Source organism: Enterococcus sp. AZ103, assembly GCF_051714685.1.
GTDB lineage: Bacteria > Bacillota > Bacilli > Lactobacillales > Enterococcaceae > Enterococcus_A > Enterococcus_A alishanensis.
The window spans coordinates 1,057,913-1,084,620 of record NZ_JBIOSI010000001.1 but is presented as its reverse complement, the minus strand read 5'-3'; the positions used below and the strand labels follow the sequence as shown (position 1 = coordinate 1,084,620).

Annotated in this window: 33 protein-coding genes; all 33 read right to left on the bottom strand. The window is 34.8% G+C overall.

Translation table 11 applies throughout. The features are described 5' to 3' along the window. Positions 1-27 precede the first annotated feature (27 nt). The 33 genes from ID741_RS05615 to ID741_RS05455 all read right to left on the bottom strand — a co-directional run bounded on the left by ID741_RS05615 (position 28) and on the right by ID741_RS05455 (position 26,705). A complete protein-coding gene (locus ID741_RS05615) occupies positions 28-2,436 on the bottom strand; it encodes a gp58-like family protein (RefSeq protein ID WP_438719382.1) in 2,409 nt (802 codons plus the stop codon). 17 nt (positions 2,437-2,453) lie between these two features. Then, positions 2,454-2,795, bottom strand: coding sequence for a DUF6711 family protein (locus ID741_RS05610; protein WP_438719381.1), 342 nt, complete (start codon positions 2,793-2,795; stop codon positions 2,454-2,456). A gap of 13 nt (positions 2,796-2,808) precedes the next feature. Next, positions 2,809-5,931 carry a hypothetical protein gene (locus ID741_RS05605; RefSeq protein WP_438719380.1) on the bottom strand — a complete coding sequence of 1,041 codons (3,123 nt, stop codon included), beginning with the start codon at positions 5,929-5,931 and terminating at the stop codon, positions 2,809-2,811. Positions 5,932-6,128: 197 nt separating this feature from the next. After that, positions 6,129-6,482 (bottom strand): Gp15 family bacteriophage protein, encoded by a 354-nt coding sequence (locus ID741_RS05600; protein ID WP_438719379.1) that lies wholly within the window; start codon positions 6,480-6,482, stop codon positions 6,129-6,131. Next, positions 6,460-6,756: a hypothetical protein gene (locus ID741_RS05595; protein ID WP_438719378.1), complete on the bottom strand. Its 297-nt coding sequence runs from the start codon at positions 6,754-6,756 to the stop codon at positions 6,460-6,462. Before ID741_RS05595 ends, ID741_RS05600 begins: the two co-directional genes overlap by 23 nt. Further along, positions 6,749-6,937: a hypothetical protein gene (locus ID741_RS05590; RefSeq protein WP_438719377.1), complete on the bottom strand. Its 189-nt coding sequence runs from the start codon at positions 6,935-6,937 to the stop codon at positions 6,749-6,751. The genes ID741_RS05595 and ID741_RS05590 overlap by 8 nt, the downstream gene beginning before the upstream one ends. A gap of 42 nt (positions 6,938-6,979) precedes the next feature. Continuing rightward, on the bottom strand, positions 6,980-7,423 hold the full coding sequence (locus tag ID741_RS05585) for a phage tail tube protein (protein ID WP_438719376.1): 444 nt from the start codon (positions 7,421-7,423) through the stop codon (positions 6,980-6,982). A gap of 7 nt (positions 7,424-7,430) precedes the next feature. Then, a complete protein-coding gene (locus tag ID741_RS05580) occupies positions 7,431-7,835 on the bottom strand; it encodes a minor capsid protein (RefSeq protein ID WP_438719375.1) in 405 nt (134 codons plus the stop codon). A 2-nt stretch (positions 7,836-7,837) separates the two neighbouring features. Further along, a complete protein-coding gene (locus tag ID741_RS05575; protein ID WP_438719374.1) occupies positions 7,838-8,218 on the bottom strand; it encodes a hypothetical protein in 381 nt (126 codons plus the stop codon). Positions 8,219-8,225: 7 nt separating this feature from the next. Further along, entirely contained in the window at positions 8,226-8,564 is a 339-nt protein-coding gene (locus tag ID741_RS05570; RefSeq protein ID WP_438719373.1) for a hypothetical protein, read from the bottom strand. Continuing rightward, entirely contained in the window at positions 8,561-8,938 is a 378-nt protein-coding gene (locus tag ID741_RS05565) for a hypothetical protein (protein ID WP_438719372.1), read from the bottom strand. Before ID741_RS05565 ends, ID741_RS05570 begins: the two co-directional genes overlap by 4 nt. 2 nt (positions 8,939-8,940) lie before the next feature. After that, a complete protein-coding gene (locus tag ID741_RS05560) occupies positions 8,941-9,267 on the bottom strand; it encodes a hypothetical protein (protein WP_438719371.1) in 327 nt (108 codons plus the stop codon). A gap of 3 nt (positions 9,268-9,270) precedes the next feature. Continuing rightward, the gene (locus ID741_RS05555) at positions 9,271-10,167 is read right to left on the bottom strand and encodes a capsid protein (protein ID WP_438719370.1); all 897 of its coding nucleotides are present in this window, start codon (positions 10,165-10,167) and stop codon (positions 9,271-9,273) included. A gap of 18 nt (positions 10,168-10,185) precedes the next feature. Next, the gene (locus ID741_RS05550; RefSeq protein WP_438719369.1) at positions 10,186-10,803 is read right to left on the bottom strand and encodes a hypothetical protein; all 618 of its coding nucleotides are present in this window, start codon (positions 10,801-10,803) and stop codon (positions 10,186-10,188) included. A 160-nt stretch (positions 10,804-10,963) separates the two neighbouring features. Beyond that, positions 10,964-11,137 (bottom strand): hypothetical protein, encoded by a 174-nt coding sequence (locus ID741_RS05545; RefSeq protein ID WP_438719368.1) that lies wholly within the window; start codon positions 11,135-11,137, stop codon positions 10,964-10,966. Positions 11,138-11,141: 4 nt separating this feature from the next. Beyond that, positions 11,142-12,893, bottom strand: a complete 1,752-nt coding sequence (locus ID741_RS05540) for a phage minor capsid protein (protein ID WP_438719367.1) — start codon at positions 12,891-12,893, stop codon at positions 11,142-11,144. A 146-nt stretch (positions 12,894-13,039) separates the two neighbouring features. Next, a complete protein-coding gene (locus tag ID741_RS05535; RefSeq protein ID WP_438719366.1) occupies positions 13,040-14,614 on the bottom strand; it encodes a capsid protein in 1,575 nt (524 codons plus the stop codon). Positions 14,615-14,617: 3 nt separating this feature from the next. Next, positions 14,618-15,973 (bottom strand): terminase, encoded by a 1,356-nt coding sequence (locus tag ID741_RS05530; RefSeq protein ID WP_438719365.1) that lies wholly within the window; start codon positions 15,971-15,973, stop codon positions 14,618-14,620. Next, positions 15,954-16,745, bottom strand: a complete 792-nt coding sequence (locus ID741_RS05525; RefSeq protein WP_438719364.1) for an HNH endonuclease — start codon at positions 16,743-16,745, stop codon at positions 15,954-15,956. Before ID741_RS05525 ends, ID741_RS05530 begins: the two co-directional genes overlap by 20 nt. 346 nt (positions 16,746-17,091) lie before the next feature. Further along, positions 17,092-17,610 carry a hypothetical protein gene (locus ID741_RS05520; protein WP_438719363.1) on the bottom strand — a complete coding sequence of 173 codons (519 nt, stop codon included), beginning with the start codon at positions 17,608-17,610 and terminating at the stop codon, positions 17,092-17,094. Between the two features lie 238 nt (positions 17,611-17,848). After that, positions 17,849-18,217: a sigma-70 family RNA polymerase sigma factor gene (locus ID741_RS05515; RefSeq protein WP_438719362.1), complete on the bottom strand. Its 369-nt coding sequence runs from the start codon at positions 18,215-18,217 to the stop codon at positions 17,849-17,851. Between the two features lie 369 nt (positions 18,218-18,586). Next, a complete protein-coding gene (locus ID741_RS05510) occupies positions 18,587-20,440 on the bottom strand; it encodes a DNA primase family protein (protein WP_438719361.1) in 1,854 nt (617 codons plus the stop codon). Between the two features lie 25 nt (positions 20,441-20,465). After that, positions 20,466-22,028, bottom strand: coding sequence for a hypothetical protein (locus ID741_RS05505; protein WP_438719359.1), 1,563 nt, complete (start codon positions 22,026-22,028; stop codon positions 20,466-20,468). A 19-nt stretch (positions 22,029-22,047) separates the two neighbouring features. Next, positions 22,048-22,569 carry a hypothetical protein gene (locus ID741_RS05500; RefSeq protein WP_438719358.1) on the bottom strand — a complete coding sequence of 174 codons (522 nt, stop codon included), beginning with the start codon at positions 22,567-22,569 and terminating at the stop codon, positions 22,048-22,050. Between the two features lie 35 nt (positions 22,570-22,604). After that, positions 22,605-23,522: an AAA family ATPase gene (locus ID741_RS05495; protein ID WP_438719357.1), complete on the bottom strand. Its 918-nt coding sequence runs from the start codon at positions 23,520-23,522 to the stop codon at positions 22,605-22,607. A gap of 12 nt (positions 23,523-23,534) precedes the next feature. Then, positions 23,535-23,753: a hypothetical protein gene (locus ID741_RS05490; protein ID WP_438719356.1), complete on the bottom strand. Its 219-nt coding sequence runs from the start codon at positions 23,751-23,753 to the stop codon at positions 23,535-23,537. 218 nt (positions 23,754-23,971) lie between these two features. Continuing rightward, entirely contained in the window at positions 23,972-24,379 is a 408-nt protein-coding gene (locus tag ID741_RS05485) for a YopX family protein (RefSeq protein WP_438719277.1), read from the bottom strand. A gap of 29 nt (positions 24,380-24,408) precedes the next feature. Further along, positions 24,409-24,927 carry a hypothetical protein gene (locus tag ID741_RS05480; RefSeq protein WP_438719276.1) on the bottom strand — a complete coding sequence of 173 codons (519 nt, stop codon included), beginning with the start codon at positions 24,925-24,927 and terminating at the stop codon, positions 24,409-24,411. Between the two features lie 2 nt (positions 24,928-24,929). Further along, positions 24,930-25,229, bottom strand: a complete 300-nt coding sequence (locus ID741_RS05475; RefSeq protein ID WP_438719275.1) for a DUF3850 domain-containing protein — start codon at positions 25,227-25,229, stop codon at positions 24,930-24,932. A 64-nt stretch (positions 25,230-25,293) separates the two neighbouring features. Continuing rightward, positions 25,294-25,461 (bottom strand): hypothetical protein, encoded by a 168-nt coding sequence (locus ID741_RS05470; RefSeq protein ID WP_438719274.1) that lies wholly within the window; start codon positions 25,459-25,461, stop codon positions 25,294-25,296. 43 nt (positions 25,462-25,504) lie between these two features. Next, entirely contained in the window at positions 25,505-25,705 is a 201-nt protein-coding gene (locus tag ID741_RS05465; protein ID WP_438719355.1) for a hypothetical protein, read from the bottom strand. Between the two features lie 73 nt (positions 25,706-25,778). Then, the gene (locus tag ID741_RS05460; protein ID WP_438719353.1) at positions 25,779-26,132 is read right to left on the bottom strand and encodes a DUF3307 domain-containing protein; all 354 of its coding nucleotides are present in this window, start codon (positions 26,130-26,132) and stop codon (positions 25,779-25,781) included. An 87-nt stretch (positions 26,133-26,219) separates the two neighbouring features. After that, entirely contained in the window at positions 26,220-26,705 is a 486-nt protein-coding gene (locus ID741_RS05455) for a hypothetical protein (RefSeq protein WP_438719352.1), read from the bottom strand. Positions 26,706-26,708 lie beyond the last annotated feature (3 nt).

Sequence of the window (26,708 nt, the reverse complement as noted above, 5' to 3'; positions counted from 1 at the left end):
CTTAAGGTAAGTATTTAAAAAAAGTAATTACGTATTGCCATCAATTTTTTGTAATGTTGCTATTCTTTTTTCTAGATTTTCCAATCTTTCAATTATTTGTTTGTTTGTTAAGCTATTCAACATAATTTGCTTCGTAACATCTATTTTTAAATAATGGTCACTCTCACCATTTGCAGATAGAAAAGGTGTGTGCTGTGCAATTAATCCAAGCTCTCGTTGATTATTTGGCTGCATACTTGAATTTTTAGTTTGAAAGTTTTGTTTTCTATTAAATTCTACAAATTGAAGTCTCTTAGTCTCTTCAATGCCATCAATTAAAGTAGCTTCGATATTTTCTTTTAACCTAATGTCTGATTGATTATAAATGGAAAATCCGTTCATATTCAAAGTGGAATAAAAATTTACTGGCGCATTGTTGGGAACTTTAAAACCAGGTAACCAGACATTTTTTATAGCTTTATCATTACCATTTATGTCAGCACCAAACTCTGTATTATATAAACTGACCAATCCAGTATTACCATTTACTTTTATCGATCCAATATGAGAACCACTGCCTAAATCATATCGACCTAACCATAAATCAGTCCCTGAATATGCTGAAATATTTAAATATTCTCTTCCTGTCTCTAAATACGTAGTTCGATATAACCCTCCTAAAACTGATGATCCATTTGTCTTATACAATTCAAAAGAGTTTCCCGACATTTCAGAAAAAAGTTTGCCCTCCCACAGGTTTTTTAAACTACCATTTGCTATTGTAATTTCTGAATTGCCTAATATAGAAGAAATTGTACTACCAGTGATTTTTACCCCAATAATATTGACTCCTCTGAGAGTACCTGTCGAAATTGAATCAGCGTTTATGTTAGTTACTGTGATCTGACTAGCATCCAATGTCCCTGTGCGAATCTTTCCAGCATCTACATCTGCAATCATGGCAGATGTAATAATTGCTTTATCAATTTTCGTTTCATTGGTTAGCCAAATCTTAGCCCCACTAATTTTCAGCCAATCTTTTCCATCCATTTCAGGACTTAAATTAATGGTCTTCACTATTTCATCTGATGGCGTGGCATTTTCAATCTGCTCTTTGATATCATCAGCCATTCGAGTTGATGTAGTCTGTACCCAATCGAAACTTCCATCTTCTAATTTTTGATAAACCCAAATCTCATCATCTGGACCATCTTTTTTAAACCAAATATCTCCTTCTTGAGGATTCTTAGGTTTCGCTGTACCACTGTAAACATTGTTTTTTCCAGCGGCGTCTAGTCTATAATCAATATTTTCTAATTGTTGTTGCAGCGGACCTTTAAAGGCAGTAACGCTTCCCGATTGAGACTTAGAATCAGCACTAATAGTGGATGTTAAGCCTCCGTCAAACACCAATGTGTAATTCAAAATAGGAGATTTAAACTGCTTACCTTGCCTATCAGTCATAGTAACCCAATCTCCTACTTCTAGTGCAGGATTTCCTCGCCACTTAAGATCAATGGGATAATAATTAAGGTTCCTAACTTTTGCAAATATCTGTTCAAGTAAAGACTGTGTCATTGTATTGTTCTCTATAGTAATCTGTGGACCATTGGTGGAACCAGCTTGTAAAGTAATGGTTTCATTGCTAGAACCGTCTTTCTTTTTAATGACTTTACAAGAAATACCTTTTGGTTGAAAAAGCAATTCATTTTTCGTCAAACCTTTTAAGAAATACTCACTTGGTGCTATAAAAAATTTTGGATCTGTCAATTGTCGGATGGCCAGTTGACCATTCCTGTCAAAACATACAAACCCAGCCTCATACTGACCAATCAGACCAATCGCTTGTCTATAAGTGTAGCCTTCAGGTTTAGATATTGTATAGGTACTTAAGTGATTAAATGAAACTGGATCAATTGTAATGCCGCTCTTGTTGGCGATTTCTATTGCTACATTGGCTAAGCGAGTTGGATAGGAGAGCTTCGATTCATAAGCACCCTCCATAAAAATAAAGCCATCTCTAGCTTCCAAAGTGGTTGTTCCTTCATTTCTGTTAGGGTCTACTCGATCACTAATATAAAATGTTCCTAAAGGGACAAATTCAAATTTATCAGGAACATAACTAACTAATCTTGTTTTTCCTACTTTTGCACATCCTACTTTTGCAATATAATCAATGTTTGAAGGTGTCCCTGAACCTTTTATCTTTACACCAATTTCGATTTTTAATTCATCTAATTCTTTTAGACCTTCAATTATTTCAGTGAAAGTGATTTTAACTGCTGCTGATTGAATTGAACCAATTTGAAACTTATCTCCGCCAAAAGCTCCGGTTGAGTAGTTTACTTCTTTAATACTGCCTGCATTATACTCAATGCCGTTTAAAGCTACTTTAATAACAACTTCTCGTTCCGAATCTTTAAATGCTGCGTGAAAATCACTTGAAACCTTTAACAATTCACCTCACCTCAATTCTATTTTTGAATTAGATTAACTGATGCACTTTTATAATAAGTAACACCGTCACTTAGTTGTCCTAAGTATTCTGATTGGATAGTTCCTCTGTAGACTGTCAGATTATAACCGAGTATTTGCACAGGAAAAAATCCACTCTGAATATAACTTCGAATTTTATTCAATTCACTTAATGTTAATATCCCCCACTTTATGGACACGGTTTTTTTCTCTGTAATCAGGTCTCCAACCATATCTCCATTTGCATTTCTACCAGTCCCAGAGGACCAGATAACTTCATCAGAGATACCTATTTCTGTTGGTGAAGGTAAAGCTACCCCGGAAGCTATAATCTCACTCATGATGTTTCATCTCCTAATAAAGTAATGGTGATTCTCCTGTGCGAGTTGTAATATTATTTATCTTATTTACGATAAGTTTCGTAATATCTTCACCATCAATTGTTAAATTTAGGGCAAGTATTGCATCTAGTAAAGCTCTTAAAAGAGCAATAACTTCTGCGTTACTTCCACCGTTATTAGATAATTCCGCTGCTTTTCTTGCCATATCTAACATTTTATTTTCTGGCGCAACTATTTCTCCATAATGCTTATTATCACCAATCATTGCTAGCTGTGGTGTATTGGCTTTAACAAAGCCACCTTGGGCAAGTCGTGGAAGGCTAACATAATCCATACTCCCAACTGAAATACCTGGCAACGAATTAATAAAATCAATGGCACTATTTATAACGCCAATTCCATTATTTAAGGTATCTTCAACAAAGCTTAAAACACCATTCAAAACACTTTTAAATGATCCTCCAATAGCTTCACCTATCATTGAGCCGATAGACGTAAATTTGTCTCTAATCGTTTGCCAAATGCCATCAAAAAAGTTTCCTATACTACTAAAGGCATTGACAATACCGTTATAAGCTTCTCTAAATCTATCACCAAACCAATTACCTACACTTGAAAAGACATTACAAACATCTTGCCAACGTTGACTAAACCAATTGCCAATCGATGAAAATACATTTTGAATTGCTTGATAGGCTTCTTGGAACCTATCTTGAAACCATTGACCAACTAACGCAAAGACATTGCATATTCCTTGCCACAATTGTGAAAACCACTCAACTACACCGCTCCAAGCCATTTGAATTAATTCCCAAGCAACTCTGAAAATCTCTCCAAAAAATTCTGAAATAGTTGACCACTGTAGCATAATTTGATCTAAAATATATTGGGCATACCCAGAAATAATATCCCATACTGCAGAAAAAATATCTTTTATTCCATTCCAAGCTAATTCCCAGTTTCCGGTAAAGACACCTACAATGAAATCAATCAGGCCAGATAAAATGTCTAACAATCCTTTTAAAAGATCGATAATAAAACCTAATGCGTTTATTAAAGCCGTTCCGATTAATTCAATAATAGGGGCTAATATAGGAGCAATATTTTCAGCCATCCATTCAAATACTGGCGTCATTGCCTCTATCCAAAGCTTGAACATATCAGCGATTTTACCAATGGCATTACCTAAACTTTCAATCATAGGCTTTGCATGCTCATCGTAAAGGGTAGTAAACTTTTCTCCCAATTCTTTTAAAACAGGTAAAATATGCTCGTTATACCCCTTCCAAAAAGCATTTGCTATTCTTGTCCAAGCTTCAAAAAGTGTTTCAATTACTGGCTGGATATGTTTGTCGTATACTTCATTTAAAGTATCAGATAAATCATTAATTGTTTTTTCAATCGTCTCAAATACTGGAGCGATTGCATCGAGAGTACCTGTTATGGCAATTGTGTAGTTTAGTTTTACACCTTTTACATAATTCTCATAACCTTTCATAACATCTCGCGCAAATTTAACGCCTAATTCCAACATACCAGCTCCTGCTGATAAAACAGCAGAAACAATTGAGCTACCAATACGTATTGCTCCTTCTGAGGTCATCACATCGTAAAATATTTCAGATAAGTCTTGAGCAATATTCCCCATTGACTCAGCGATATCTCCGATTCCATCAAAAACAGTTACTAATGCACGTTTAAGTCTGTCTTTTTGGCGTTCCAAACCATTCGCAATACTCTCAGCTAGAAATACACCGATTGCTAAGCCAACTGTAGCAATAGAGCCGACAAATTGTCCCAAGGCATAAGCGATTTTATCCAACATCCGATTAAAAGAGTTTACGACATCTTCATCAGTAAAAATTTCTTTTAGAGTTTTACCAATTCTTTCTAAAGCTTCTTTTATTCTCTCAAGTCCTTCAGCTTTAAATGCTGCTTTAAATCCTTTACTAAATAAATCAGCTAACTCCTTAAACCGTTCAAGAATATCTCTTGCAAACTTGCTAAGAATATTTTCACCTTCGGCCAATTGTCCCATATCGACAACTGCACCTTTAATTGCTTCCCCTGCTCCGGATCCTGATCCATCATCTTTGCCAGAATCGTCATCATCATCTGAATCACTTGTTGGATCTGATAATTTATTAATTTCATCAAATCCAAAAAGAGACTGCATTTCTTTAGCTGTTTTTTTAGCTTTTTTCCCTACATCTTCTGTAGCAGCACCAAGGTCATCTGCACTTTCTGTAGCTTCCTGAAGACCCCCAGAGGCATCTTGCACTCCTGGAACAACTTCACCGGACTGTCCACTAGATTTATTTCCTGTAATTAACTCAGTAAATGACTTAAAAGCATTCCCTAAGGTAATTAATTTACCTAGTAACACATTGATTATTTTTAAAACTGGTGAGAAAAGATTAATCAATCCTTGACCAACAGTTGCCATAAATGACTGAAACTGCAATTTTAAGAGACGAACTTGGTTAGCCCAGTCACCAGATGTACGTGAGAAATCTCCTGAAGCCAAAGTCAACTGTTGAGAGACAAATTGAAATCTCAAAGCTACCTTTTCAGCCTCGCTCATATCCTTGGTCACTTTTCCAAATCCATTGGCCATGGCATATGCATCTAAAGCATTTTGCGTCATGACGATTCCGAGATCTTTTAACGTTTCAGTTTCACCAGTAAATACTGATTTTAATTTTGTGTATGCTTCATCTTGGCTAATATTATAGAACGAAGCCACATCTCCAGATAAACCAGTTAATGCACTAGACATTTCATATGCTGATTGTTCGCCAAAACCAAAAGCTTTGGCCATTGCTCCAAAAGTCCCAGTGTACTGTTTCGCCATTGTCTCAGATAATCCAAAGGAGCTTGCTGCATTTTTAGCAAAATCGTCTACTTGTTTTGTCATTGATGGGAAGGTCACATCAACAACGTTTTGAACTTCCGTTAAATCTGATCCTAAATCTATCGCTTGCTTACCAAAATCAACGATTTTCTTTACAGCAAATGCCGCCGCTAGTGTTTTGCCAGCTTTAGAAGCAATCGATTGTATTCCAGACATTTCGCGTTGAAAACCATTCTTATTCACAACTAAATCAAGTCCGATTTGTCCAACCGACTCAGCCATATTATCCCACCTACCTTATATAAAGGTCATCGGCGCATAATGGCTCTACTTGACATTTATTTTTATTTCAAATATTTTCCCGCACTTTCTTCCTTTACATTTGATGTATAGGTCCTTTGCTTTGCTGTCAACTCCATAAAAAATAGGCATTTTATAGCCACAATGGGGACAACAAACCTTTTTTCTTTTCTCATTTATCATTTGGACATCTCCACAAAGGCATTTTTCAATTCATCCAAAACTTGATTGAGTTCAACGTCAGTTTTCTCTTTAGATAACCGTAATCTCCATTCATTACGAATTTTATGCTGTCCTTCTGAAAAATGTTCCAGCATTTTTGGATCTTCTTCACTACGAATTTGAACGACTCTACCTAAAGGTGTTTCCCCATCAAGGCCTGAAATCAAAGCTTTAAATTCCTTCCACTTCATCTGTTTGAATTCATGGCTATAGATTGAAAGACCGTACTGTGATCTCATAGATGATACAATCAAATCAAAATCATCAAATAAGTCATAGTACGGCTCGTTACTCTCCCGAAGAGACCTCACCTGTCACTAAGCTCATAGCCGATTTTACAATGGTCGTGAAATCTTTAAATTGTAAATTCATGGATTCAATTTTTTTGAACTCTTTTTCTGAGAAAAGTAAATGACATATTTCTGAGATACCTTCTAAGTTCATTTGAGTTCCATCACCGATAATGCCCATTAGCTTTAAAGCAGTTGTTGCATCTGCATTGACCTCTAATTCTTGATCTTTCACTTTAATTTTTGGATTTTCTTCAAAATTCAATTGATCAGTAATGTCCATAACTTTAGTCATGATTTAATTCTCCATTCTCTTTTGGTTTAGTTATTTTTTTAATCAAGGGTTTTCTAGTCACATTTTCATGAGTAGATAATGCTTTTAACCGTGTTGTTTTTTCGTTCTTGTATTCATCACCAATTGCGTATTCTTTTCCTGTCTCACAATCCACAAAAGGGGAAATTACTTCATACGTCATAATGACCTCCAAAAAAAGAGGAGTAGCTTCTACTCCTCAAAATTATGCTGCAGGTGTAACTAAGGGTTTTCCATTACTCATTATGTCAAATGCTAACGGACCAACAGCCGTACTGTCGCCTGCCCCTAATTCTTTGATGTTCACCACTGCCTGCTTGAACATTACTTTAGTACCATCTGGAAAAGTCCATTGGAAATCTGCTTCTGCATCTCTACCATTTTTAAATGCCAAACCAGCCATATAATCATTACCAGGGTCGCTAACATTTCTTTTTCCTGAGACAGAAATAGTGACTGACTTAGCTGTCATCAAACGTCGCGTCCATCCAGCGTGATCAAATGGTTTCCATTCTTCTACACCATTATCAAATGCTACACTGAAGCTTTCCATATCTGCTATATTTTTTAAACTCGCTGTACCAGTCCCAGAAGTATCTACTTGAAACTGGTTTTCATAAACGGGATAAACCCCTGTTTTTGCTGCCATAATTAATTCACTCACTTTCTTTTATTTGATAAAACAAATCAAGTTCAATGACTCGTTCATAAACACCTGCATCATCAGTACCGACATCTACAGGTTCATTTGTTAACAGTTGGATATATTGAATCGATAATCCAGCAATAACTACTGACTCGCTACTTAGTATTTTTGAATAAAGTAACTGCGCTACTTGTTCAGTTTTCTTTGCGTTTTTATTCCAATGAATCAAAATACTAATAGTTTTTCTTTCATAGCTTGTCATGCTCCTACCACCAAGTGTCCTACGGGGAGGACTCGTGCTAAGCTGATAAACGCCAATAGATTCTTCCTGTTTATTGTCTAATTTTCCGATATAAAAGTTTTGGCCAACATTTAATGTTTTAATCCAATCTCTAACATCTGCTAAAGTCAGCATCCTCACACCCCCGTAATCTTACGATAAAACTTCTTATAGGCATCTGGTGCAAACCCAGCTAATTTCCCCCCAGGCATCCAATCACTTAGCCATTTTCCTTTTGCATTCGGATTGGTTGCTGTATTGAAATTATACTCAGGATGGAAATACACTCTTCTTGCATATGGTGTGCTGTGTACCAGACTAGTACGACCTCTTGAAGAGTCTGCATAATCTGGGGCAAACCCTTCACCTTGTAATGTACCTTTATCAAATGGAACAACTTGCGCTTGAACAATTTCTGTATGCAAAGCTTCGGTCGTCATTTCTAAGGCTTGAACTTGTGCTTTGGCCAAACGATTGATTACAGGCGTGTTCATTTTTACTGTTGAATGAACTTTCATAAAAAAATCACTCCAAGTCTAATCGTGTGTAATTAACAGTACCATCTGGATTACGAGCCTTCATTCCTTGAGCAATTCGACGTTGTACATCAAATACTTTAACTGTGCCACCGCTAATAATCGGAATATCCGGCGCAATATCACCAATGAAATAAGCCCGTCCAACAATTTGAACGAGCTTTTTCTGTTCAGTTAAAATAGTTTTCGCAACGTCTTGATAATTACAAACCAAATCATTTGTAACAGCTTCTAATGGCTCACCATCTTCTGAAATACCTTCTTGTTGAATAAATACATGAATAGGTGTTTTACAAAGACTCTTTGGGACCAGTGACGGAAATTTCATCGGATCACCCGCCTAGTTAGTCCTGTTTGATTTAATAATTCGTAGGTAGAACGCTGCATCGCTATGCCACTTTGAACAACCACATTCCAGCTATCACCAAAATTCATGGATACACCATTTATCGAATAAGAAGATACAACAGAATCTAAAAGATCTTGATTCTCATCTTCAAAATCAACTTGAAGACAGATTACTTCTTTAATCAAAGTTTGTTGAAAGCTGGTGAGATTGCTAAAACCTTTGCCGACGATACGATTAAAGGTTAGAGAATCAATATGACGTTGCGCCTGTCTAAGTTTTCTTTCCAAGTCATCTGTTACTTTTCCAAGATATTTATTCTTGTAAAAATCTTCATCGGCATAAAGTTCAAACATGGTTATTCACCTTCTTTAGTTTCTTTTTCAGCTGCAGCTTTTCCATCTGCTTCCTTAATCTTTGTTAGTTCCTTCTTCAGTGAGGTGTTTTCTTTTTTTACTGCTACTAACTGTTTGGCAATATCGTCAGTTCCTAGATCATCCAACTCTTTCTGTAAAGCATCTTTCTCTTTGAAGACTTTATCGTATTCAGAGTACTTAATCAGTTTTAAAGGAGAATGCTCTAGCAATTCCCCTTCATCACTGTAAATATCAAATCCAGTGTCTAAATACCGTTGTTTTTGCGTTTCATCTACTGTATAAACTTTATTTTCTTTTTTTGCTTTCATAGTCTAGGCCTCCGCATTAATAATACAAGCTTGTTTCAACTCTTGATCTAAGGCAAACGTCCCGTTGAAACGACGGTTTTGATACAAGTAATTGTCCGCTGTCCGCGAATCATGACCAGGAGTGTAAGTATTAATGTATGAGTATTTCACACGAGACACTTGCGCTTCGGGATCAACAAGGATGTAATTAATTTGTTTACCAGTAGCATCAGCTTTATAACCATCAGTGAAATCATAAGCTGTTTTAAATCGTTCAATCGGCACCACTTTAATTTCACCAAGGTCATCCATTGAATGAACACGACGATCAATACCGTTTCCACCACCATCAACTGATAACGTGCGTTGAATACCTTCAGCGTTCTTCAATTCTTTCTTGTAAGCTGCAGTACAATACAAGATACAACGAGATAAAGGTACACCAGCATCTTCAAATTTTTCACAATTATCATCAAAATCCGCTAGGATATTTGTGCGAGTAACTGCGGCTGTATTGATTGTAGCTCCAACGCGTTTTGCTTCTGAATATAGTTTAGAAAAAGTGTAACTATCTAATTCAGGAATTGCTTGTCGTTTTTCAAAACGAGCTTGAATATTTGCGATAGACATAATTTGATTTGTTTCGTCAACATCCATTGGATCAATAAAGAATTCAATATCACGGTCATGATCCAAAGACTTAGTTTCAAAGCTATTTGAATAATTCCCACCGTTAAATCCCATAGTTGTGCGGTCATGATCTTTATAACCAGAAACTGTAATACGAGGGATTTTAATTTCTTTCGCTCCAATAATGTTGATATCCTGATTAGAATGGAATAAGGCATCTGAAATCAGTTCATGCCCATACATATCCAAAATTCGTGTTGAAAACTGTGTTACATATTCTAAAACTGCCATAATAAATCAATCTCCTTTTTATTTGTTTTTTATACCGAAAATTCGGTCAAGTTGATTTTCTGTTGCTGATTGTGCCTGTGATTGACCTGCGGACCCAACCGCTTGAAAACCAGTTGAAGCTACTGCATTTGTTTTTAGTGCCGGAACATCTTCCAATACTTTGTTTAGAGCTGCAGTAAAGTCTTCATCTTTTGACTCAATTGTCAAACTTGATAAGTCAGCCATTTTTAATACATAAGGTAAAACTTTGACATCAACACCTAATTGAATAGCCGCCATTTGAGCTTTTGCGTCCAACTGAGCTTTTACTGCTAATTGTTGTGCTTGTTCTGCCTGTGCTTGTAGCGCGTTAACATCAGGAGTATTTGCCGCCTTTTGTTCCTTGAATGTATTAATCGCTTGATCCATTTCTTCTTTACTTAAACCTTGTTGTTTAAAGTAACTCTTCAAAACGGTATCTTCAGCTACATTCTGTTTACCTGAAATAACGCTAGCCAGTTTGTCATAATCGAAAGCTGGCGGTGTTGCCTGACCTCCGGCTGGCTGCTGACCTGATTGAGAGCTGTCTCCCGGGTTTGGTTCTCCCGCTGGTTCAGCAAACATTTGAAGGTTCATGGGTAATAATAGTTTATTCATTGTTTTGACTCCTCTCAGTTTTTAGGGTGTCTCCCTATTTCAGTTATTGACGCTGGTGTCTCCACGTAGTTTAATGTCTTCGGACAAAATAAAAAGCCATGATTTCTCATGACTTTAAAGCACAAAAATAGCACCTAACCATTCAGCAATAGTTAAGTGCCTATTTTTTACGTTTTTTTATTTCATTTGTTAGTAATTCTAATTCAACTTTATCTAAATCAGTAAATCGTAGTTGTTCTAGTTCACGATCAGACATATTAGTAAAGTCTTCTTTTTCGTATTGTTTGCTTGGATCTACACCCATTTCTGCAAGTAAACTTTTTGCATCAAACATACAATCACTCTCCCTTTAACAATTTCACCAGAACATTAGTGATATTTCGACCGTTTACTTCTTGAACGTCAACCTTGATAATTTGAAAATGACTATCTCGATTCAATATCATTTCACTCTCAAAAATATTATCAGTGACAAAGGCATTAGATCCTGCTGGAACTTGAATTTGAAGTCTAATATTTCTTTTGTTCATAACATTTTTTTCTGAAATAAGACTAGTGGAAACAAATCCCTTATCTGAATAAGTGAGTGCTCCCTTATTTGCTTGGTTCAAGAATTCAGAATTAGTTGTAACCTTATTTTCACTTGCGACAGACTGCAACCAATCTTCTTTTACCCAACGATCTACTAAAATATTCTCCTCAAGCCTGTTTGCCTCAATCAATTCATCTAATACTGTGATTGTTTTTTCTGAATCAGGCCCAGGCTCCATACCATTCAGACCACGTAGCTTTCTGTTTAACTTAAAACTGTTTGTGGTTTGTATATAACCACTATCAGAATCCCAGAGTATTCCCCTGTTCTTATTACTAATTTTACCATATTTCTTGATAAAATTCTCAAATCTATCAGGTTTAAGATGCTCATAAGATTCTTTTTCTAGAATATCTATTTCAATATCTTCCAGCAACTGATTAAATTTGTTTTCATGAAGGTTCAATTTAGTTTTTTCTTCCAAAACTTTTAATTTATCTTTTGCCTCATTGCTTCGTTGTTCCCAAGCGATTCTTTTCTGGAAAGCTTTTTGTTGATTCTCTTCATCCAAACTATGTTGATTTAACCGTTCTTGCTTTTCTTTCTGACGATCTGCATAACTCACTAAATTCTCAAGCTTTTGTCTTTTTTTGACACCTGCACGTGATTTTTTACTAAACCTATCATCTGGTGGTGTACTAATACCATGAAAATAAGTTGTATGAATATCTTTGCAGTTTGGGTGATAGAGCCCCGCAGACATTGCACTACTCATTAATGGATAAGGTCCATCTTTGGTACTACCACCACTCCAAACATCATCAATTAATACCTTACCTTCAAAGGGTAAGCACAAAGGACAGGCGTTGAATCGTTTGTTCATAATAACTGTATGAATGCCCCACTCTTCTCGCTTTTGTCCTTCACCTTGAAGATAAGCACGTTTAGCTGCAGTACGAATTGCCATCTCAGCATAAGAAGCAATGTTTACTTGCGCACCATTCTTGTACTGGATACAATTAATGCCTCGTTTTAAGAAGTCATTAGTCGCCATATCTACTGCTTTGTTATAAGTTGCAGCACCAGAATTAGCGTATACTTGCGCATCAAAAATGATCTGGCGATATTGGTCATTTGTAAACCTCAAAACAGCTTGTTCTGCTTTTTTCATATCCTTTTCAACGGCATTTAGCAGTGTATTCATTTTTCGCTCGTTGATACGAAAAAAAGAACCGGACATTCCTTTTGGTCGCTTAGGTGTCACGAAACCTTTTTGCAATGCTTCAAGTATTGCAACTTCTTCAGTCATTTCTCCGGTTGCTTTGGCTTTAATAATCGCATTACGGATATTTTGATTTATTTCTTTGAACTGCTTATTATATTTCATTGAATTTCTTTGCTTAAATTTTTGCAGTTCTTGAAGTTGTGCTGCTTGCCACTGGGACCACTGTAAATCAGAATCGATTTCCTCCAGCCGATGACGTTTCATGTTGCGCATCATTGAATCAATCAATTCTTGCTCTATACGTTCGAAGGCTCTGCCAACATCATAAGCCATTGGCGTATACCTTCATGCCAGCTTGCTTAAATTCTCTTTTTTTCTCTTTCAATTGAGTAATGCTTGCACAGGGAATGTTTTCTAAAGAGATTTTACCTGCTTGTACCACTGCATATATTCCAAAAGGTACTTGATCAGATGCTACTTTAAGAAGCCCCTGTGCTTCCTTCTGGCTCATTTGGTATGTTTTGTTTAGGATCGTCACTATCATTTTTTTCATCTCCTTTAGGATCATCTGTCTGAATAGAAAAGTCCCCCAAAGATGTATTTAAACTTGGCTCATCATCAAATTCAGCAATGCCTTGCTCATTTTTCAATCGGGCGACTTCTTCAGCTTTCCATTCATCATCTTTAGAATCACCGTAAAGCTCTTCAACAACAGCCTCAATGCTCATGATGCCTTGCGTCTTACCTTTACCGACTGTTTCCACTTGAGACTCAAAAGAAGGATTCGCATATTCACCAAATGGTATGCTGACGTCTACATCTACTATTGGTTTCTTCTGCATAACGTTAAAAGAATTAATAGTCATATAGATGAGATGCGGAATAAAGTTTTCCATGGCTGTAATAATTGCTGCACGTGTATAGAGTGTTGCTTTTTCTTTTTCCCGTTGCGCTTCAGCATTATCTAGCTTCTTCACATCAATACCAAGTGTTGATGGACTGATAACGCCTTGTAAGGCTAGATCCAATGCAGTTACATAAGTTGCTAAGTAACTATCATGAGGAATAGCGGCTTGTTGGATATCAATCTTGTTAACGGCATTCTCACGAGCATCATTATCAGTTTTGATAAACCGATTATCAAAAGAATTTGGTGCCATCACCATACCTGTGTTTGGATCACGAGGTAAAAAGACCTCTGGGATATATTGTTTGGTTCGCCCCGCTCTTAATGCATCAATCCATTGGCTCCAAGACTCATCTAGCGCATCAAATGAATCAATTTTACGGTCAAATATTGATTGACCTCGACCCTCCCATTTTGAGCTTTCATATATCGTTAGTGAAACACCTAAAATAATCTCGTCATCAAATTTGAAGTCCTCTAATGATTCAGTAAATCTGGTTGCATCTAAATTCTTGATATTACCGTCATGATAAAGCTCATTAGTGATATAGCCATACCCGTAGTGTTCTAACAAAGTAAAGTTCTTCTGTCCTTCAGTAAAGAACGTTTTAAAAATAATTTCTCTCACTTTGCCACGTTGATACACAAAATCTACTCGATCGCCTGGCACCCACTCAATAATGGGATACTCACTAACCTTCGGGTCAAAACTAATTTTAAAAGCACCGTCACCAACGTAAAGAACCTCTTTCAATGCACGTTCTAACTGATTTTCGAAATTAGTTTCTTTTACAATATTCTCCCAAATCTCTTGATGGTCAGGGTCGTCAAACTCTGGCTCATTATAATCAGCTAATGTAATCTCCACCAAACGATCTACAATAAGACCTGGAATACCAGTGTGAATTTTTCTAATTTCCATTCCTGGTGTTGATCTGGCACCCCAAAAAGTAAGTCCAACAGATCGATTACCAATCTGCTTATAAAGCTGTTCTAGCTCATAAGAATCGCCACGATACCAAATACGATTCTTGGCAACATTTTGAGGAAAGTTTAGTAGCTCTGAAATTGTAATGATACTCGGTTGGCCATCTTGAATATTCAGCCAGTTTTTAACACGATTTTTGATGTTGTCCATAAATCCCATAAGTTATTCCCTTCTTCCAATCAGATGTTTGTATGGTAACCATGCATACTGATTGGCATTAATCGTATGGTCGTTGCTATCCTCTGGTTCATCTTTGTCTTCTTTCCAACTGTAATTGTTCAATTCAAACAGATGATGCTTACAATGGTCACAAACAAAATAAGAATCTTCAGCTATCCATCCTACTTGCAGATTGATTCGATCGATGATAGTTGTCTTTTTATACGCATTAGTAAAATTGTAAAGTGAGCCATGTTGACGTTTGTATTTATTTAATTCAGTGATAGTTGCTTGATCGGCACTATCAATAAAAACATCTTTAGCAAAGCCCCACGTTTCACGGTTCCTTTCAAGAAACTCGATGAAGCGATGTACTGTGTCTGATGGTGCAATAGGTGTCTGCAACTCTGCATTGTTGTATACTTTTTCATCCAACGTATACAGAACACCTTTATCAGTAATCCCTTGATAAATCATCGCAATCGTATCTGGACTATTTGCTGAGTATGCCGTATCTAATCCTGCAGTGAATTTAACAAATTTAATTTCATTGTCCATGATTCGTTCTTTGATATAGCCACTTTTTATAGTGTGCTTCTTCATATCAAAGTTCATGAACACAAGACCTGTCGCCTTCCCACGTAGTCCTTGAATCTTATTCTTATATAACTTAGTACCAGGAGGCGCAGAGCGTTTCTTCTTTTCAATATCCTCAGCAGTTAAGCTAGCATTATCTTTAAAACTAAAAAACCAGTAACGCCAATTAGGCACTACCGGTTCAACTAAATCTCTCATAATTTCTTCTGGTACATCACTTGCATATTTCTGATATGGTCGGGAACGATTAATAAATTCTTTGTATACTGGCAACATTGGGTTATCTGGATTAAGTGTAGCCATCAAGTATTCATTACGAGTAGACATTTCACGAACGAACTCAATGTCTGCAGTATTCACCTCGTCAATATAGACACAACCATATTGACCACCTAAAACTAACTGCCATTTTGATTTATTGTCATAACCTAAAACGTAAATAATTTTACCCTCAAATTTGATGTGAGGAATCTTATTATTTTTATCACCGTTACCAAAATACTGGGCATCTTTATGGATATCCAATATGCCATTATCTTGTTGAATAATATTCTTTTCAGCTACACCAGTCGTCTTAGCTGCGATGATATGAAAACTCTTTTTACTACGACTAACCATACGCATAAACTTCACACCAACACCAACAGTTGTTTTACCAGCAGCGGTAGTACCTTCTAAGAAATCGGCATCAACATTTTCAACAGTATTGATAAAATCAATATATTTAGGTGATAAAGGAAAGCTACTCTTCAAGTCCCTCACCGCCTAGCTGATTCACGATGTCATCAAATTTATTTTTCTCACCATCTATACTAATTCTATTTTCAATCTTATCACGCCACTTATCAGGTCGCTTATTCTTAGACCAAAAAATAATTGAAGTTGGATTAGGTGGCACTTGTTTTACAACTTCTTTTGTTACAACTAACTCACCCAATTCGTCATCATCACTTTTTACAGGTAAAGATAAAATAAAATTGACATAATCAACAATTTTTTCTGCTCGTTTTTTGTCATAGAATTTTTGCTTGCTGAACCATGATTGCCATTGTTTATCTTTTTTTGATGAATTACACGATGAACATGCAGGAATAATATTACTTGCAGTCAACAGCCCTTTATTTTTTAATGGGTCCAAATGATCTTTAGTTAGTTTACTTTTCTTGCCACAATAAGCACACTCAAATTTAAAATAAGCCTGGGATAGTTCCCACTCTTCTTCTGTTAACTCAGATACGCCATTGTGTCGTTTCTTTTGACCGCTATCTACAATACGTTCTTTCGTAACTTCGATATATTCATACCCTAACGCACTTTTAAATAAAGCATTTTCTACTTCGTAATCAGCAACTTCTTTTCCCCTTTTTAGGGCCTCTAAAATCTCTAAATACTTTTTCTTGTAATTGTAAAGAGTAGCTGTAGAAATACCCATATTACTCGCAATTTGTTCATCGGAAAGGCCATCACGTGCCCAACCTTCTAATAGTATTAAGCCTTCTCTGGTTACCCACTTTTCGTGTTTAGACCTCGCCATGACCCCACCACCTTTCTATGTATAATAAAGATACCTATTCTAGGTTGTAACTAATCCATTTCTTTTACCAAATAATCTTTTGACACGATCTAATACTTTTTTCATTGCTAATTCTTCTTGAACGCAAAATAAAAACAGCCCGCTAGGACTGCTTCTTATTCATATCCAGTTTACTTTTTAAAGTCTCCAACTTCTTCAAATCACTTTTACTTATAATATCTGATAGTTTAAACATGATTTCTCCTCCCAAAATAAAAAGACCGCCTAAGCGATCTTGAAAATTTCAAGTATTTATTTTACTTCTTGTGTTAAAAATTCTTCATTTGTTATTAATTTCATGCATGAACTATCTTCCGATTAGTACACCCAATAAGAAGATAATCAAATTAATAATAATAGGCATTTTATCCTTTGCAGATGTTTCATTTAAATACTCTGCTTTAAAATTTCTTGCTGCTGGAACCGCAATTTTAGAAAATGTAAAACCAAAAAAGAATGATGCTATTGTAAATCCTATTATAGATAAATTAGTTGGAATACTAACTAGCATCATTAAGAATAAAGTTACTGATGCAAATGCTGAAAGTGAAAATACATAAGTTACTAATCCTTTTTTACGTGAATAATTTGCGACTACTATAATAAAGAGGATTTCTGAGATCACAACAGTAATTGTTACTATAGCAAGTATAAGAAAAAATTTTTCATTATTCTTGTCTTTCAGCAAAATCGATATCCATTTATCTAAAATGATAAATAATAATGACGCAACTGATATGCACCCTATTGCGATATCTGTTAAATTATACTGTAAAAAATTTTTAATTTTTTTTAAATTTTTAATAAACCGGGGGACTTTTTTCATTTGGCAACACCTCTAACTCAAAGATAACCAAATGAATAGAATTTTTCAATATTATTTTATTTAACTTTCAAAATCACTTAAGACAGCAATGTGTAGAATTTGAATTATTTAGAAACAGAATTTCCTCGCTTTCTGTTTTTAAATTTGGTTTAGCTGCCTTAGTAATTTTTAATCTTTCGACACTAATAGAATATCATATAAAAATCAAGGTGTCGGTACTATCTTGGTACTGTACGTACTATACCTTTTTGGTAAACTTTATCATACGAATCAATTCAGCGTGTTTACTTTTAATGTACGAATAGCTATAACCAGTCTCATTTGCTATCGCCTCTAGGGTTAGTCCTTCGACATACTTCATTCTTAATATTTTATTATTAAGTCCATTGAACTGATCAATTAGTTTAATTATTTCTTCTCGCTCAGATTCTAAAGCTTTTATACGATCATTCAAATCTTGAATCACTTCCTTCAAGTAAGCTTGTTTGTGCAAAGCAGTTAAAAACTTCTGATGCTTTGCAAGGTCGCCATCATTTCCATCGGTATAATTTGACCAACGTTTTAATTCTCGTTGATTGATTTGTAAATCAATTTTTAACTCAGTCAAATCTTCATCAATAGAAATTATTGAATTTACCCACTCATAAATGATGTATCACCTTCTTTTCGATTTAATTTACAAAAAAGTATGGATTATCCACACTTTATCCATACTTTTAAAATCAAAGTATGGACTGTTTGCGCCTTACTCTCTCAAGGCTTTGATAAAAAAATCCATAGAATCCATACTTTTTGACCCAACCCCTTTATATATATTATTAATATACATATATCCTCTTTTTTTCTTTAAGTAATAAAGAAAAGTATGGATAGTATGGATTTAAGCAAACAAAACTAGATATACCAATGGTTTGACCAGTCCATACTTTTGAAAAAAAAGTGTGGATAAAGTATGGACTAAATCAAAAAGTGTGGACTATTCATTTTCACTATATTTATATGAAAAGTATCGTTTTCCCATCATTCGCCGTTCCTTTTTTTCATAACCTAAAGACTTTAATCGCTGTGTAAATTTAGTCTGAGAATAAGGTTTTGCTCCTATTTCTTCACAAAAATTTGAGTAATCAGTGTACACAGCTTTTGTTGTTAAATTTTCATCGACGGCCTTTTGATTTATAAATCCTAAAATTGAATCACTTTCTACAAAATATTCCTCTGTCACTTTCGTAACAGTCTCGGAAGTGGAAAGCTGTCCACCATTTTTATTGATACGATCTAAAGCTGCCAAAGCAACATTTAAAAGATATGATTTAGCATTATCAGTTGAAAGTTTTTCATCAATTTTTGGATCGGCAGTCTTAACTTTATTCTCACAAGGAATAACTACGACACGTCTTGCAATTCCTCCAGATTTATCTTTAAAAGTCGGCATCTCATTTGCAGTAAAAATAAGAGTTGCTTTGTTTTTCAATTTATAAGGCTTTGAATAAATAGGTCGTACCATAATGGTATTTCCTGAAGCTAACGTTTTGAAATTCATAGATTTTTCCATATAGCCAGCATCGATGTCGTCTCCGACATTGACAAGTTTTCCTTCTAGCTCCATAACTGATGTTTGATCATTAAATTGTTCTAACGCAAGGTTTAATCCCAAATCACCAATAAACGCATTCAACATCTCGAGAAAAGTAGATTTTCCATTAGCGCCACTGGAACCTACCAAGAAAAATACTTTATGCGGAAAACCTGCAGTCATTAAAATGTGACCGAGTAATTCTTCCACAATGACTCTCAAATCTTTCTTATCACTACATAAAAAGTCTAAGAAATCATCAACTGTTTTATCATAAGCATCCGGATCGTAATCAACATCTAAGAAATATGGTGTAAATTCTTTAGTGGCCATCGGAATAATTTCGCCACCATCTAGCATGAAATTATTACGGAATTGAATGGGAAAATCGTACACTTCCACTAACTCCCCTTTCACTGGAAATAATGCAATGAGATTTTTCCATTTGTGAGGTAACAGCTTGATTCGTTGATCGATTTTTCTAAGTAATTTGTTTTGGTCGTTAATCCAATAATTACTCTCTTTATGAAATAAAGACCCATTAAAAAATTTAATTTCCAACTCTTCCGCCAAAGCCTCACTCGTTACAATCATATCCTTTGGGTCCAAATAAAGTTGCTCTCGGAGTTCTTTTTCACTTACTGAGTTAACCAACGAATAAATATCACTTTCCGGTAATGGTTCTGCATAAACAAACTCATTGATAAATTTAGCGATGTTAGTCAAAGTATCATAATCTAACTCATACATTTCCCTTACAGCCATTAAGTGAGAGTAGAGGGAACTATTTCGTGCGCCTTCCTTCATATCAGATAAAACATTTTTTAGCTTCAGCGGTAATAGTTCAAACGGTAGCGTTGGTAAATCATCAAACATTTCAATACTTCCATGAATTTTCCGCATTTTCCCATTTTGTTTTATAGTAGCAGTAGATTTATTTCCTGTTTTATAATCAACTGCTGCTCCAGAAGTGGTCAACTTATTGGTCCAATTTCTCAACAATACTTTATGGCCATTAATTTGTACTGGCCGTTTGTAGTAGAGGTGTATCCCTCTTTTCGTCTCAAAGGCAAGTGTGGGATATTTTTCTAAAATTTTAAAACCTATATTTACATGACTGTCAAAATCAACAACAACCGTTTCACTATTTAGAAGAATTGCTGCATTATTTAATTTTGAGAGGTCTGTATAAAAATCATCAAGGCTTTTTTGATCAGGCTTTTTTTCACCAGACTCAAGTTTGATAAACTTTAACACACTATTTTTTCACCGCCTTTCAGATTTAAAAAGAATTCTTCTCTATTTGTTCTATATACCACGAGGTATCTAAATCTTTTTTTGATGCTTGATTAAAACTCATAAAGTTCGGAGGGGATCCTGGAAGCTTTGAATGTAAATCTTTTTTCACTTGATACAAGCCACCAAATTTTTTATTATTTGTCGCAATCCCGCATACTGTATTATTCATTTTCACGTATTTATCAATAAATTGTTGCTCAATGCTTCGAAAATCACCCTGTAATTTCCCTATATAATAAAAGTCTTCAAGAGACCCATTCTTAAACTGGCTAATTATATATTCCTGTGGTTTTACTCCATTAACTACCGATTGAAACAATCCATTAGTCACCACTGGTAAACTATTAGATAAATAATTTCCTTCTGAAAAAATACCCTTGCGAACATAGCTGTCATCATTTTTTTGAAGAACGTAATCATTTACACCCTTTTGCCAGACTTTTTTTATTTCAGTAATACTGACTTCCAAACGATATTTTTTGCACCATAAATCTAAAACTTCAGAAATAATACTTTTCATTATCGGATTGATTTTTACCAATATTCCATCGGTATTTGTTTGGATTAATTCTTCGAAAAAGTTTTCTAGTACTTTAATTAAATGTGTAATAATTAACTGACCATTTATCGTTACAGAATAGTACCTTCTAGGATCATACATATTTGAGTAAGGATTATTCATTGATCCATTTACTGCATTAATCAGCGTTTTATATGTTTGTTTTCCAGTAGTTACTTTCTTTTTATACAGCAGATCAAACAGTTCTGGTTTTTGTACACCGTCACTTAAAAAATGATTATTCAAAATAATGGATGGAAAAAATTGTTTCACATCTATTAATAAATAGTGACCTTCGCCAAAATATTTCTCTTTTGCAGCATGAACGCCACCAACACCATAAATATGAGTTAAACCAGCCAATGTCATTTTGAATTTTTCGTTTTTCAATTTTTCTTCCAAAGTGTTTTGATACCTTTTTTTTATTGACTCGTAAAAATGAATCAGTCTTTCTGGAATCTCGTTTAGTGGAATGTATTGGTCAAAGTCAAACATCAGAATATTAGAACGTTTAGGAATTTTCTTGGCTTCTAAAATAGTTGCTGCTAAATTAGCCCTAGTTTTGGTTATAGCTCTACTAGGTAACTTGAATTCTTTGACTATTTCAAACTTGGTTTCAAGATATTCCTCTCGTTCTTTAAAAATTGCCTCGCACACAGCTATTCTTTTTAAACAAAACTCTTGAATGTCCTTTGTCTTAAGACTCATCCTTAAATTAAAAGCAATCTCTTCAATGGTACATTTTTTATTTTCTTGGCTTAAATCTATTGAGAGAAATTTTTGTAAAAATGTACTTTTATCATCACTTAAAATCTTGGCCAAAAACTTATCACTATTTTGGTAATTGTCATAGCTGACTAAATAGCTAACATTTGAGAGAGCCTGATTTAGACTCTCCTTATTATTAGCTACAACAATATCCGTTCCTGTTTTAAAAATCGCCAGCCAATCATTATCTTTTCGATACAACCAATAAAAAGTAAACATTGGCTAACTCCTTTCCTGATTAAAATGGAATATCTTCATCACTAATATCAATCGCACCATTATCAATTGGTTGATCATTTGGATCATCGTATGGGATAAAATCATAATTTTTATACGGTTTTGATGGGTCCTTTTTATTTTCTGAAGATGTGATTTTTAAAATAAATTGGGAACCTAATCCATCTTTAAAAGCTGCTGCTAATGAGGTTTCATCTTCCCAGTCTGCATCTGTTAATTGAAGTCCAATAACACTTGCTAATTTCCCAACTAACTTAATATTTTTTGTGAGTACAAATGAAGGCACTTTACTTTCATCAAATCCTAGGCTGACAAATTCTTTACGCCCTGCAGCTTCTCCAACAGTTACTTCATTCGTAAAAGACACTGCCTCCCAACCACTGTTAAATACTTTATGTTCAACATTTTCTAATTGCACATCGTAATCACCATCTGGCAGTCCGTCAAAACCTCCAGCATTTGGATCGTCTGTCTTCGGATTGAAATCCGCCAATACTTCATTTGCTAAATCTTGTAATCCCATATCATTTACCTCTTTCTAGTATGTTTTTTCTTTGATTAGATTTGTGGGCGAATACGTTTAGTTTCCCCTGCATTAGTAGCTTTTGAAACATTTGATGCCTGTTGATTAGCTGGAGCTGTCTTTTTTGTTTTTTCGTTAGCTGCTCCAACTGTTTTAGTTTCCTTTGGATTTTCGTCACTGGGTTTTTCTTCATTGGAAGCTAAAACCGATTCATTCTTTTCAATTTCTTTTACAATTTCATCTTGCTGCTTTTTAGTAGTTCTTTGTGATCTTCCAAAAACTCCAGTGATTGAATCAAGAATTTTTAAGATATTTTTGTCATCAACTTGATCACGCATATAATCTTTACGGCGTGCTTTTGCTACTCGAATATAATTCTTACCTACTTTTTTGCATTGAATAGATAGGTCGCAATTACCGTTGACGATATTCTGATGTTTTTCTTTCAAAGAAGGAATATCAATTTCAGTTTGTCCTTCCATTTTTGTGGCATTTCTTGAGATATAAATGACGTTCATAGGCAGAGATTTCAATTCAATAACTAATGACTGAAAAATATTAGTAAATGCGGCATACCCTTTTCCATATGGAATATCTCCTAAAGTTTCAACTCCTTCACGATCACAAATATATTGTTCGATCATGACAACAATGTCATCAATTACATCTAGCACCACTGTTTCATAAGTGTGTTTTTCCGTTTGAAGTGCTGTTATTAACTTATCCAATTGTTCAATCACTGAACGTTTGATTTTGCCGTTCGTATCCTTGATATTTCGTAACTGAACTGATGGCACAGTGTTGGCTTCTGCATTACCATCCGTATTAAAAATTAACGGATTAGGAAATTGAGATGCAAGAAACGATTTACCACCCATCGTTGGACCCCAAATAAAATAGTTTCGAGGTGTATCTTTAGGCGTTTGTGGTTTGTTATCAGGTAATATACTCATTTGTTCCTCCTTCTAGGATAAAAATCCATTATCCAAAATATCTTTGCTCTTATTTAATTCTTCTGTCACTTCAAACTCGTAGTAAGTTCCAGCCTCTTTGTGTTCTTTTTGATTCACTTTTTGACCAGTTACTACACCGTCTGATTCCTTAATCATTTTTTCGATATGATCATCTGCTTCTTTCCTAGTAGAAGCATAAAATTTACTTGTTGTTTTTAAAGACCTAATCATTGTTTATATCTCCTTTTTCTGTAAAAGCCGACGTTAGCGGAATAAGCCTCTAACATTTAACCAAATTAAAAATATGAACAATGCTGTTAAAAGCAATTTCCAACCGATTCCAACCACTGCCGAATCATAATTTATAAAAATGGATTTGTAGGAGCCAAACCAAGTAATCATGAGAAAGAAGATACATATAGAGAAGGCTATTCCTATTCTGAAATTAGTCATTTTTGAACCTCCAACAACTCTGGATTTTCGTAGATGTTGCCGATGATTGTTAATGAAGTTGTGCCATCAAAAGTATTTGAAACATCCAAAAAGTCAAACGAATCTAATGGTCCTACTCCATTAATGTAGAATGTGTAACAATCAACCTCGACAACTCCTGTATAACTACACTCGCCATCCACATATCTAACAATGTCCCCTTCATAAATCTCAGTACCATTTTTGTCTTTAAGTCCTGTGTACTGCATTACATTGATATAATTAGCATGAAGTGATTGAAGATCATATGGTGTTTTCCAGTATTGAATACCGCTAATATTCCCGTTTTTATTAAAATCTAAAACAGCTACTTCACGCATCAATTTTTTTCGCTTATCCCACGCTCTAAATTTAATTTCTCGCATTGAATTGCTCCTTTCCGTAAAAGGCTGAGTTAGCTGACTTCTTTGGTTTTCACATAAAGTAAACTATCCAAAATATCTTTAGCCTCTTGCTTACTTAAATTACCTTTGTAATTCGTTACCAATTCAGAAAATTTTTCAAGTAAGTCATCGCTGAACGCTAAAAGCTTCTGACTAAACTGTGATTCTAGTGAACTAGTGATTTCTGCTTTTTCTTTTAAAAGATTGTGTTTTTCGATTTGAAGAGTATTTATTTTATCGTTCAACTCAGTGTTTAGGTCCTTATATTTTTCAGCTAACTTTAAATCCGTTTCTAATCGTCTTATATCAGATTCTTTTTTCTCAAGGACCACCTTCAAAGCATCGAACTCTTTCAATGAGTCTCTTAGGCGCAATATTTCTCTCGCTTTGTCACCTATATCCTCTAATAACTCTTTTTCTTTTTCGTAGCCTTGGACAACATAATTTTTTAAATTACTAACTGGAATATTGTCAGTAAGTTCTGTTTCATTGCTAGTAATTTCTTTTTTCTTCTTGAATAAATCGAACAAAATTACATCTCCTTCCTAGGTTGAGTTAGCTGCTTAATGCTATCGCTATTGTGAACACCAAAACTGAGTGTTTGAATTGAGAACACAACATAATCAGTTTTTTGCTCGTAAGAAGTGATGTAAGTGATTAATGCGTTAACATAATTTCCTGTGTAATTCTTGCCATCGAATTCAAGTAATTTTATCCAGTCCCCTGTTTTAAAATCTCGGTCATTTTTTCTAATCTCAAAAGTCTTGATATGATTTACAACTGGTTCATAATACTCGGGTAAAATCTTGAGTATGTGTCGGCTAGTTTTCATTTGTCACCTCATTCCGTAATCTTGAGATAGATGCTCAAAGCTTTGTTGATATTTGGAATAGACTTTAAATTTCTTGGCTCAATTCATGTTGAATTTGAGCACAATTATCGCAAATAAAATTTCCGTCCTCGAGTTCTAATGATGCTTCTCTGTTACAAATAGCGCATTTATGCTCTGGGTCTGTATTCATGACCCTGGGCTTTTCTTTTTCACTTAAATTTTCATCTGTCATTTTTATCTCCTTTCAAATTCCATAATCTTGGTGGTTAGCGGAATCAATTTTCAATCGCATATCCTGCAATTTGATTAAGATTAAATTGCGCAGCTCTTTTCACTTGCGATGTCACTCCAAAATAATTAAATTTTACATAGGCAACATCTGCTTTAAAATCACTACAAAATTCTACAAAATTCGTTACCTGTTCAAAATATGATGTTTTTCCATCTTTAAACCAAATTACTAATGATTTATTCATTTCCTCACTCCTTCAAATATTTTTCGAATATCTTACCTCAGCAGTCAAATCATGGCATCCTTTATATCCGTTGTTAATGGGCTGTTGTTAAACCTAAAAATATTAATATTTGAATGTAATGAAAGCTTTGATCTATAACTAATTGCAATTTTTTGTTGCTTACAATTTTAGGGAAAATTTTGCTTTGAGCTTTCAAATAATCCATTAAAAAATGCGGTACTAGTAATATTCCAACTATGATTTTGGTATCTAAACTAAAACCAAAAACCAACCACATTACACTTATTGTTGTAGTCCAGATCATTGCGTGTACAAACAGCACATATAAACTTTTCGTCTTTTCAACAGCGATATAGCTACTCTGTAAGGCATAATCACCAACCGTATGAGCGCCAATCAGTAATATATATAAAGTTAGATAATTCATCTAATTCTCCTTTTTGTTAGTCAGCTAAATCCGTCATTAACGGACTTTTTCGTCATTTTTCTTTTTCAAAGAATTCCTCACAGATGATTAAGAGTTACCCACCTTATTACTTTTCCGAGCACTTATCATATTCCACAGTAACTCGCTGGATGTCTTAGTCCTTGATTCCCATTTACCAAAACAATTAGATGTATCAAATGCAACAATTAAGGCTGTTTTCGGCTTGTTAGGTACTAATACTTTGACACCTTGTGGCAGCATTTCTTTTTGATGTAGTTGATCTGCTAAATTTCGTTCACAAACTAGATAGTTCTCATCACCCAAAAAATTTTTTCCAAAACCAGAGGTGAAATCTGCCATCGATGATTTGACCTCATAAAAACTAAAAATACCTTTATCAATAGCTACTGGTCCCATTCCAAGGCGTAAAATATCATGAGGTTTAAATCCAATAAAATCAACACGGTACTTTCCAAAGTCCAACTCAACTTCTTCAGCCCAAAAATTACTTGTATTTGATAATTTCTTTCTCACCAAATTACTTAATTCTTCAGTAATTTCTGATCTTCCCATCCT

Coding starts and splice junctions, on each gene's coding strand:
- ID741_RS05540 (WP_438719367.1), bottom strand. CDS start 12,893: ATGGCTTATGATGTTGGCAGAGCCTTCGAACGTATAGAGCAAGAATTG.
- ID741_RS05475 (WP_438719275.1), bottom strand. CDS start 25,229: ATGAAAACTAGCCGACACATACTCAAGATTTTACCCGAGTATTATGAA.
- ID741_RS05570 (WP_438719373.1), bottom strand. CDS start 8,564: ATGAAATTTCCGTCACTGGTCCCAAAGAGTCTTTGTAAAACACCTATT.
- ID741_RS05560 (WP_438719371.1), bottom strand. CDS start 9,267: ATGAAAGCAAAAAAAGAAAATAAAGTTTATACAGTAGATGAAACGCAA.
- ID741_RS05505 (WP_438719359.1), bottom strand. CDS start 22,028: ATGTTTACTTTTTATTGGTTGTATCGAAAAGATAATGATTGGCTGGCG.
- ID741_RS05525 (WP_438719364.1), bottom strand. CDS start 16,745: ATGGCGAGGTCTAAACACGAAAAGTGGGTAACCAGAGAAGGCTTAATA.
- ID741_RS05500 (WP_438719358.1), bottom strand. CDS start 22,569: ATGGGATTACAAGATTTAGCAAATGAAGTATTGGCGGATTTCAATCCG.
- ID741_RS05490 (WP_438719356.1), bottom strand. CDS start 23,753: ATGATTAGGTCTTTAAAAACAACAAGTAAATTTTATGCTTCTACTAGG.
- ID741_RS05535 (WP_438719366.1), bottom strand. CDS start 14,614: ATGGGATTTATGGACAACATCAAAAATCGTGTTAAAAACTGGCTGAAT.
- ID741_RS05575 (WP_438719374.1), bottom strand. CDS start 8,218: ATGAAAGTTCATTCAACAGTAAAAATGAACACGCCTGTAATCAATCGT.
- ID741_RS05590 (WP_438719377.1), bottom strand. CDS start 6,937: ATGACGTATGAAGTAATTTCCCCTTTTGTGGATTGTGAGACAGGAAAA.
- ID741_RS05555 (WP_438719370.1), bottom strand. CDS start 10,167: ATGGCAGTTTTAGAATATGTAACACAGTTTTCAACACGAATTTTGGAT.
- ID741_RS05610 (WP_438719381.1), bottom strand. CDS start 2,795: ATGAGTGAGATTATAGCTTCCGGGGTAGCTTTACCTTCACCAACAGAA.
- ID741_RS05460 (WP_438719353.1), bottom strand. CDS start 26,132: ATGAATTATCTAACTTTATATATATTACTGATTGGCGCTCATACGGTT.
- ID741_RS05580 (WP_438719375.1), bottom strand. CDS start 7,835: ATGCTGACTTTAGCAGATGTTAGAGATTGGATTAAAACATTAAATGTT.
- ID741_RS05585 (WP_438719376.1), bottom strand. CDS start 7,423: ATGGCAGCAAAAACAGGGGTTTATCCCGTTTATGAAAACCAGTTTCAA.
- ID741_RS05465 (WP_438719355.1), bottom strand. CDS start 25,705: ATGAATAAATCATTAGTAATTTGGTTTAAAGATGGAAAAACATCATAT.
- ID741_RS05520 (WP_438719363.1), bottom strand. CDS start 17,610: ATGAAAAAAGTCCCCCGGTTTATTAAAAATTTAAAAAAAATTAAAAAT.
- ID741_RS05485 (WP_438719277.1), bottom strand. CDS start 24,379: ATGCGAGAAATTAAATTTAGAGCGTGGGATAAGCGAAAAAAATTGATG.
- ID741_RS05545 (WP_438719368.1), bottom strand. CDS start 11,137: ATGTTTGATGCAAAAAGTTTACTTGCAGAAATGGGTGTAGATCCAAGC.
- ID741_RS05455 (WP_438719352.1), bottom strand. CDS start 26,705: ATGGGAAGATCAGAAATTACTGAAGAATTAAGTAATTTGGTGAGAAAG.
- ID741_RS05470 (WP_438719274.1), bottom strand. CDS start 25,461: ATGACAGATGAAAATTTAAGTGAAAAAGAAAAGCCCAGGGTCATGAAT.
- ID741_RS05605 (WP_438719380.1), bottom strand. CDS start 5,931: ATGGCTGAGTCGGTTGGACAAATCGGACTTGATTTAGTTGTGAATAAG.
- ID741_RS05550 (WP_438719369.1), bottom strand. CDS start 10,803: ATGAATAAACTATTATTACCCATGAACCTTCAAATGTTTGCTGAACCA.
- ID741_RS05565 (WP_438719372.1), bottom strand. CDS start 8,938: ATGTTTGAACTTTATGCCGATGAAGATTTTTACAAGAATAAATATCTT.
- ID741_RS05495 (WP_438719357.1), bottom strand. CDS start 23,522: ATGAGTATATTACCTGATAACAAACCACAAACGCCTAAAGATACACCT.
- ID741_RS05595 (WP_438719378.1), bottom strand. CDS start 6,756: ATGACTAAAGTTATGGACATTACTGATCAATTGAATTTTGAAGAAAAT.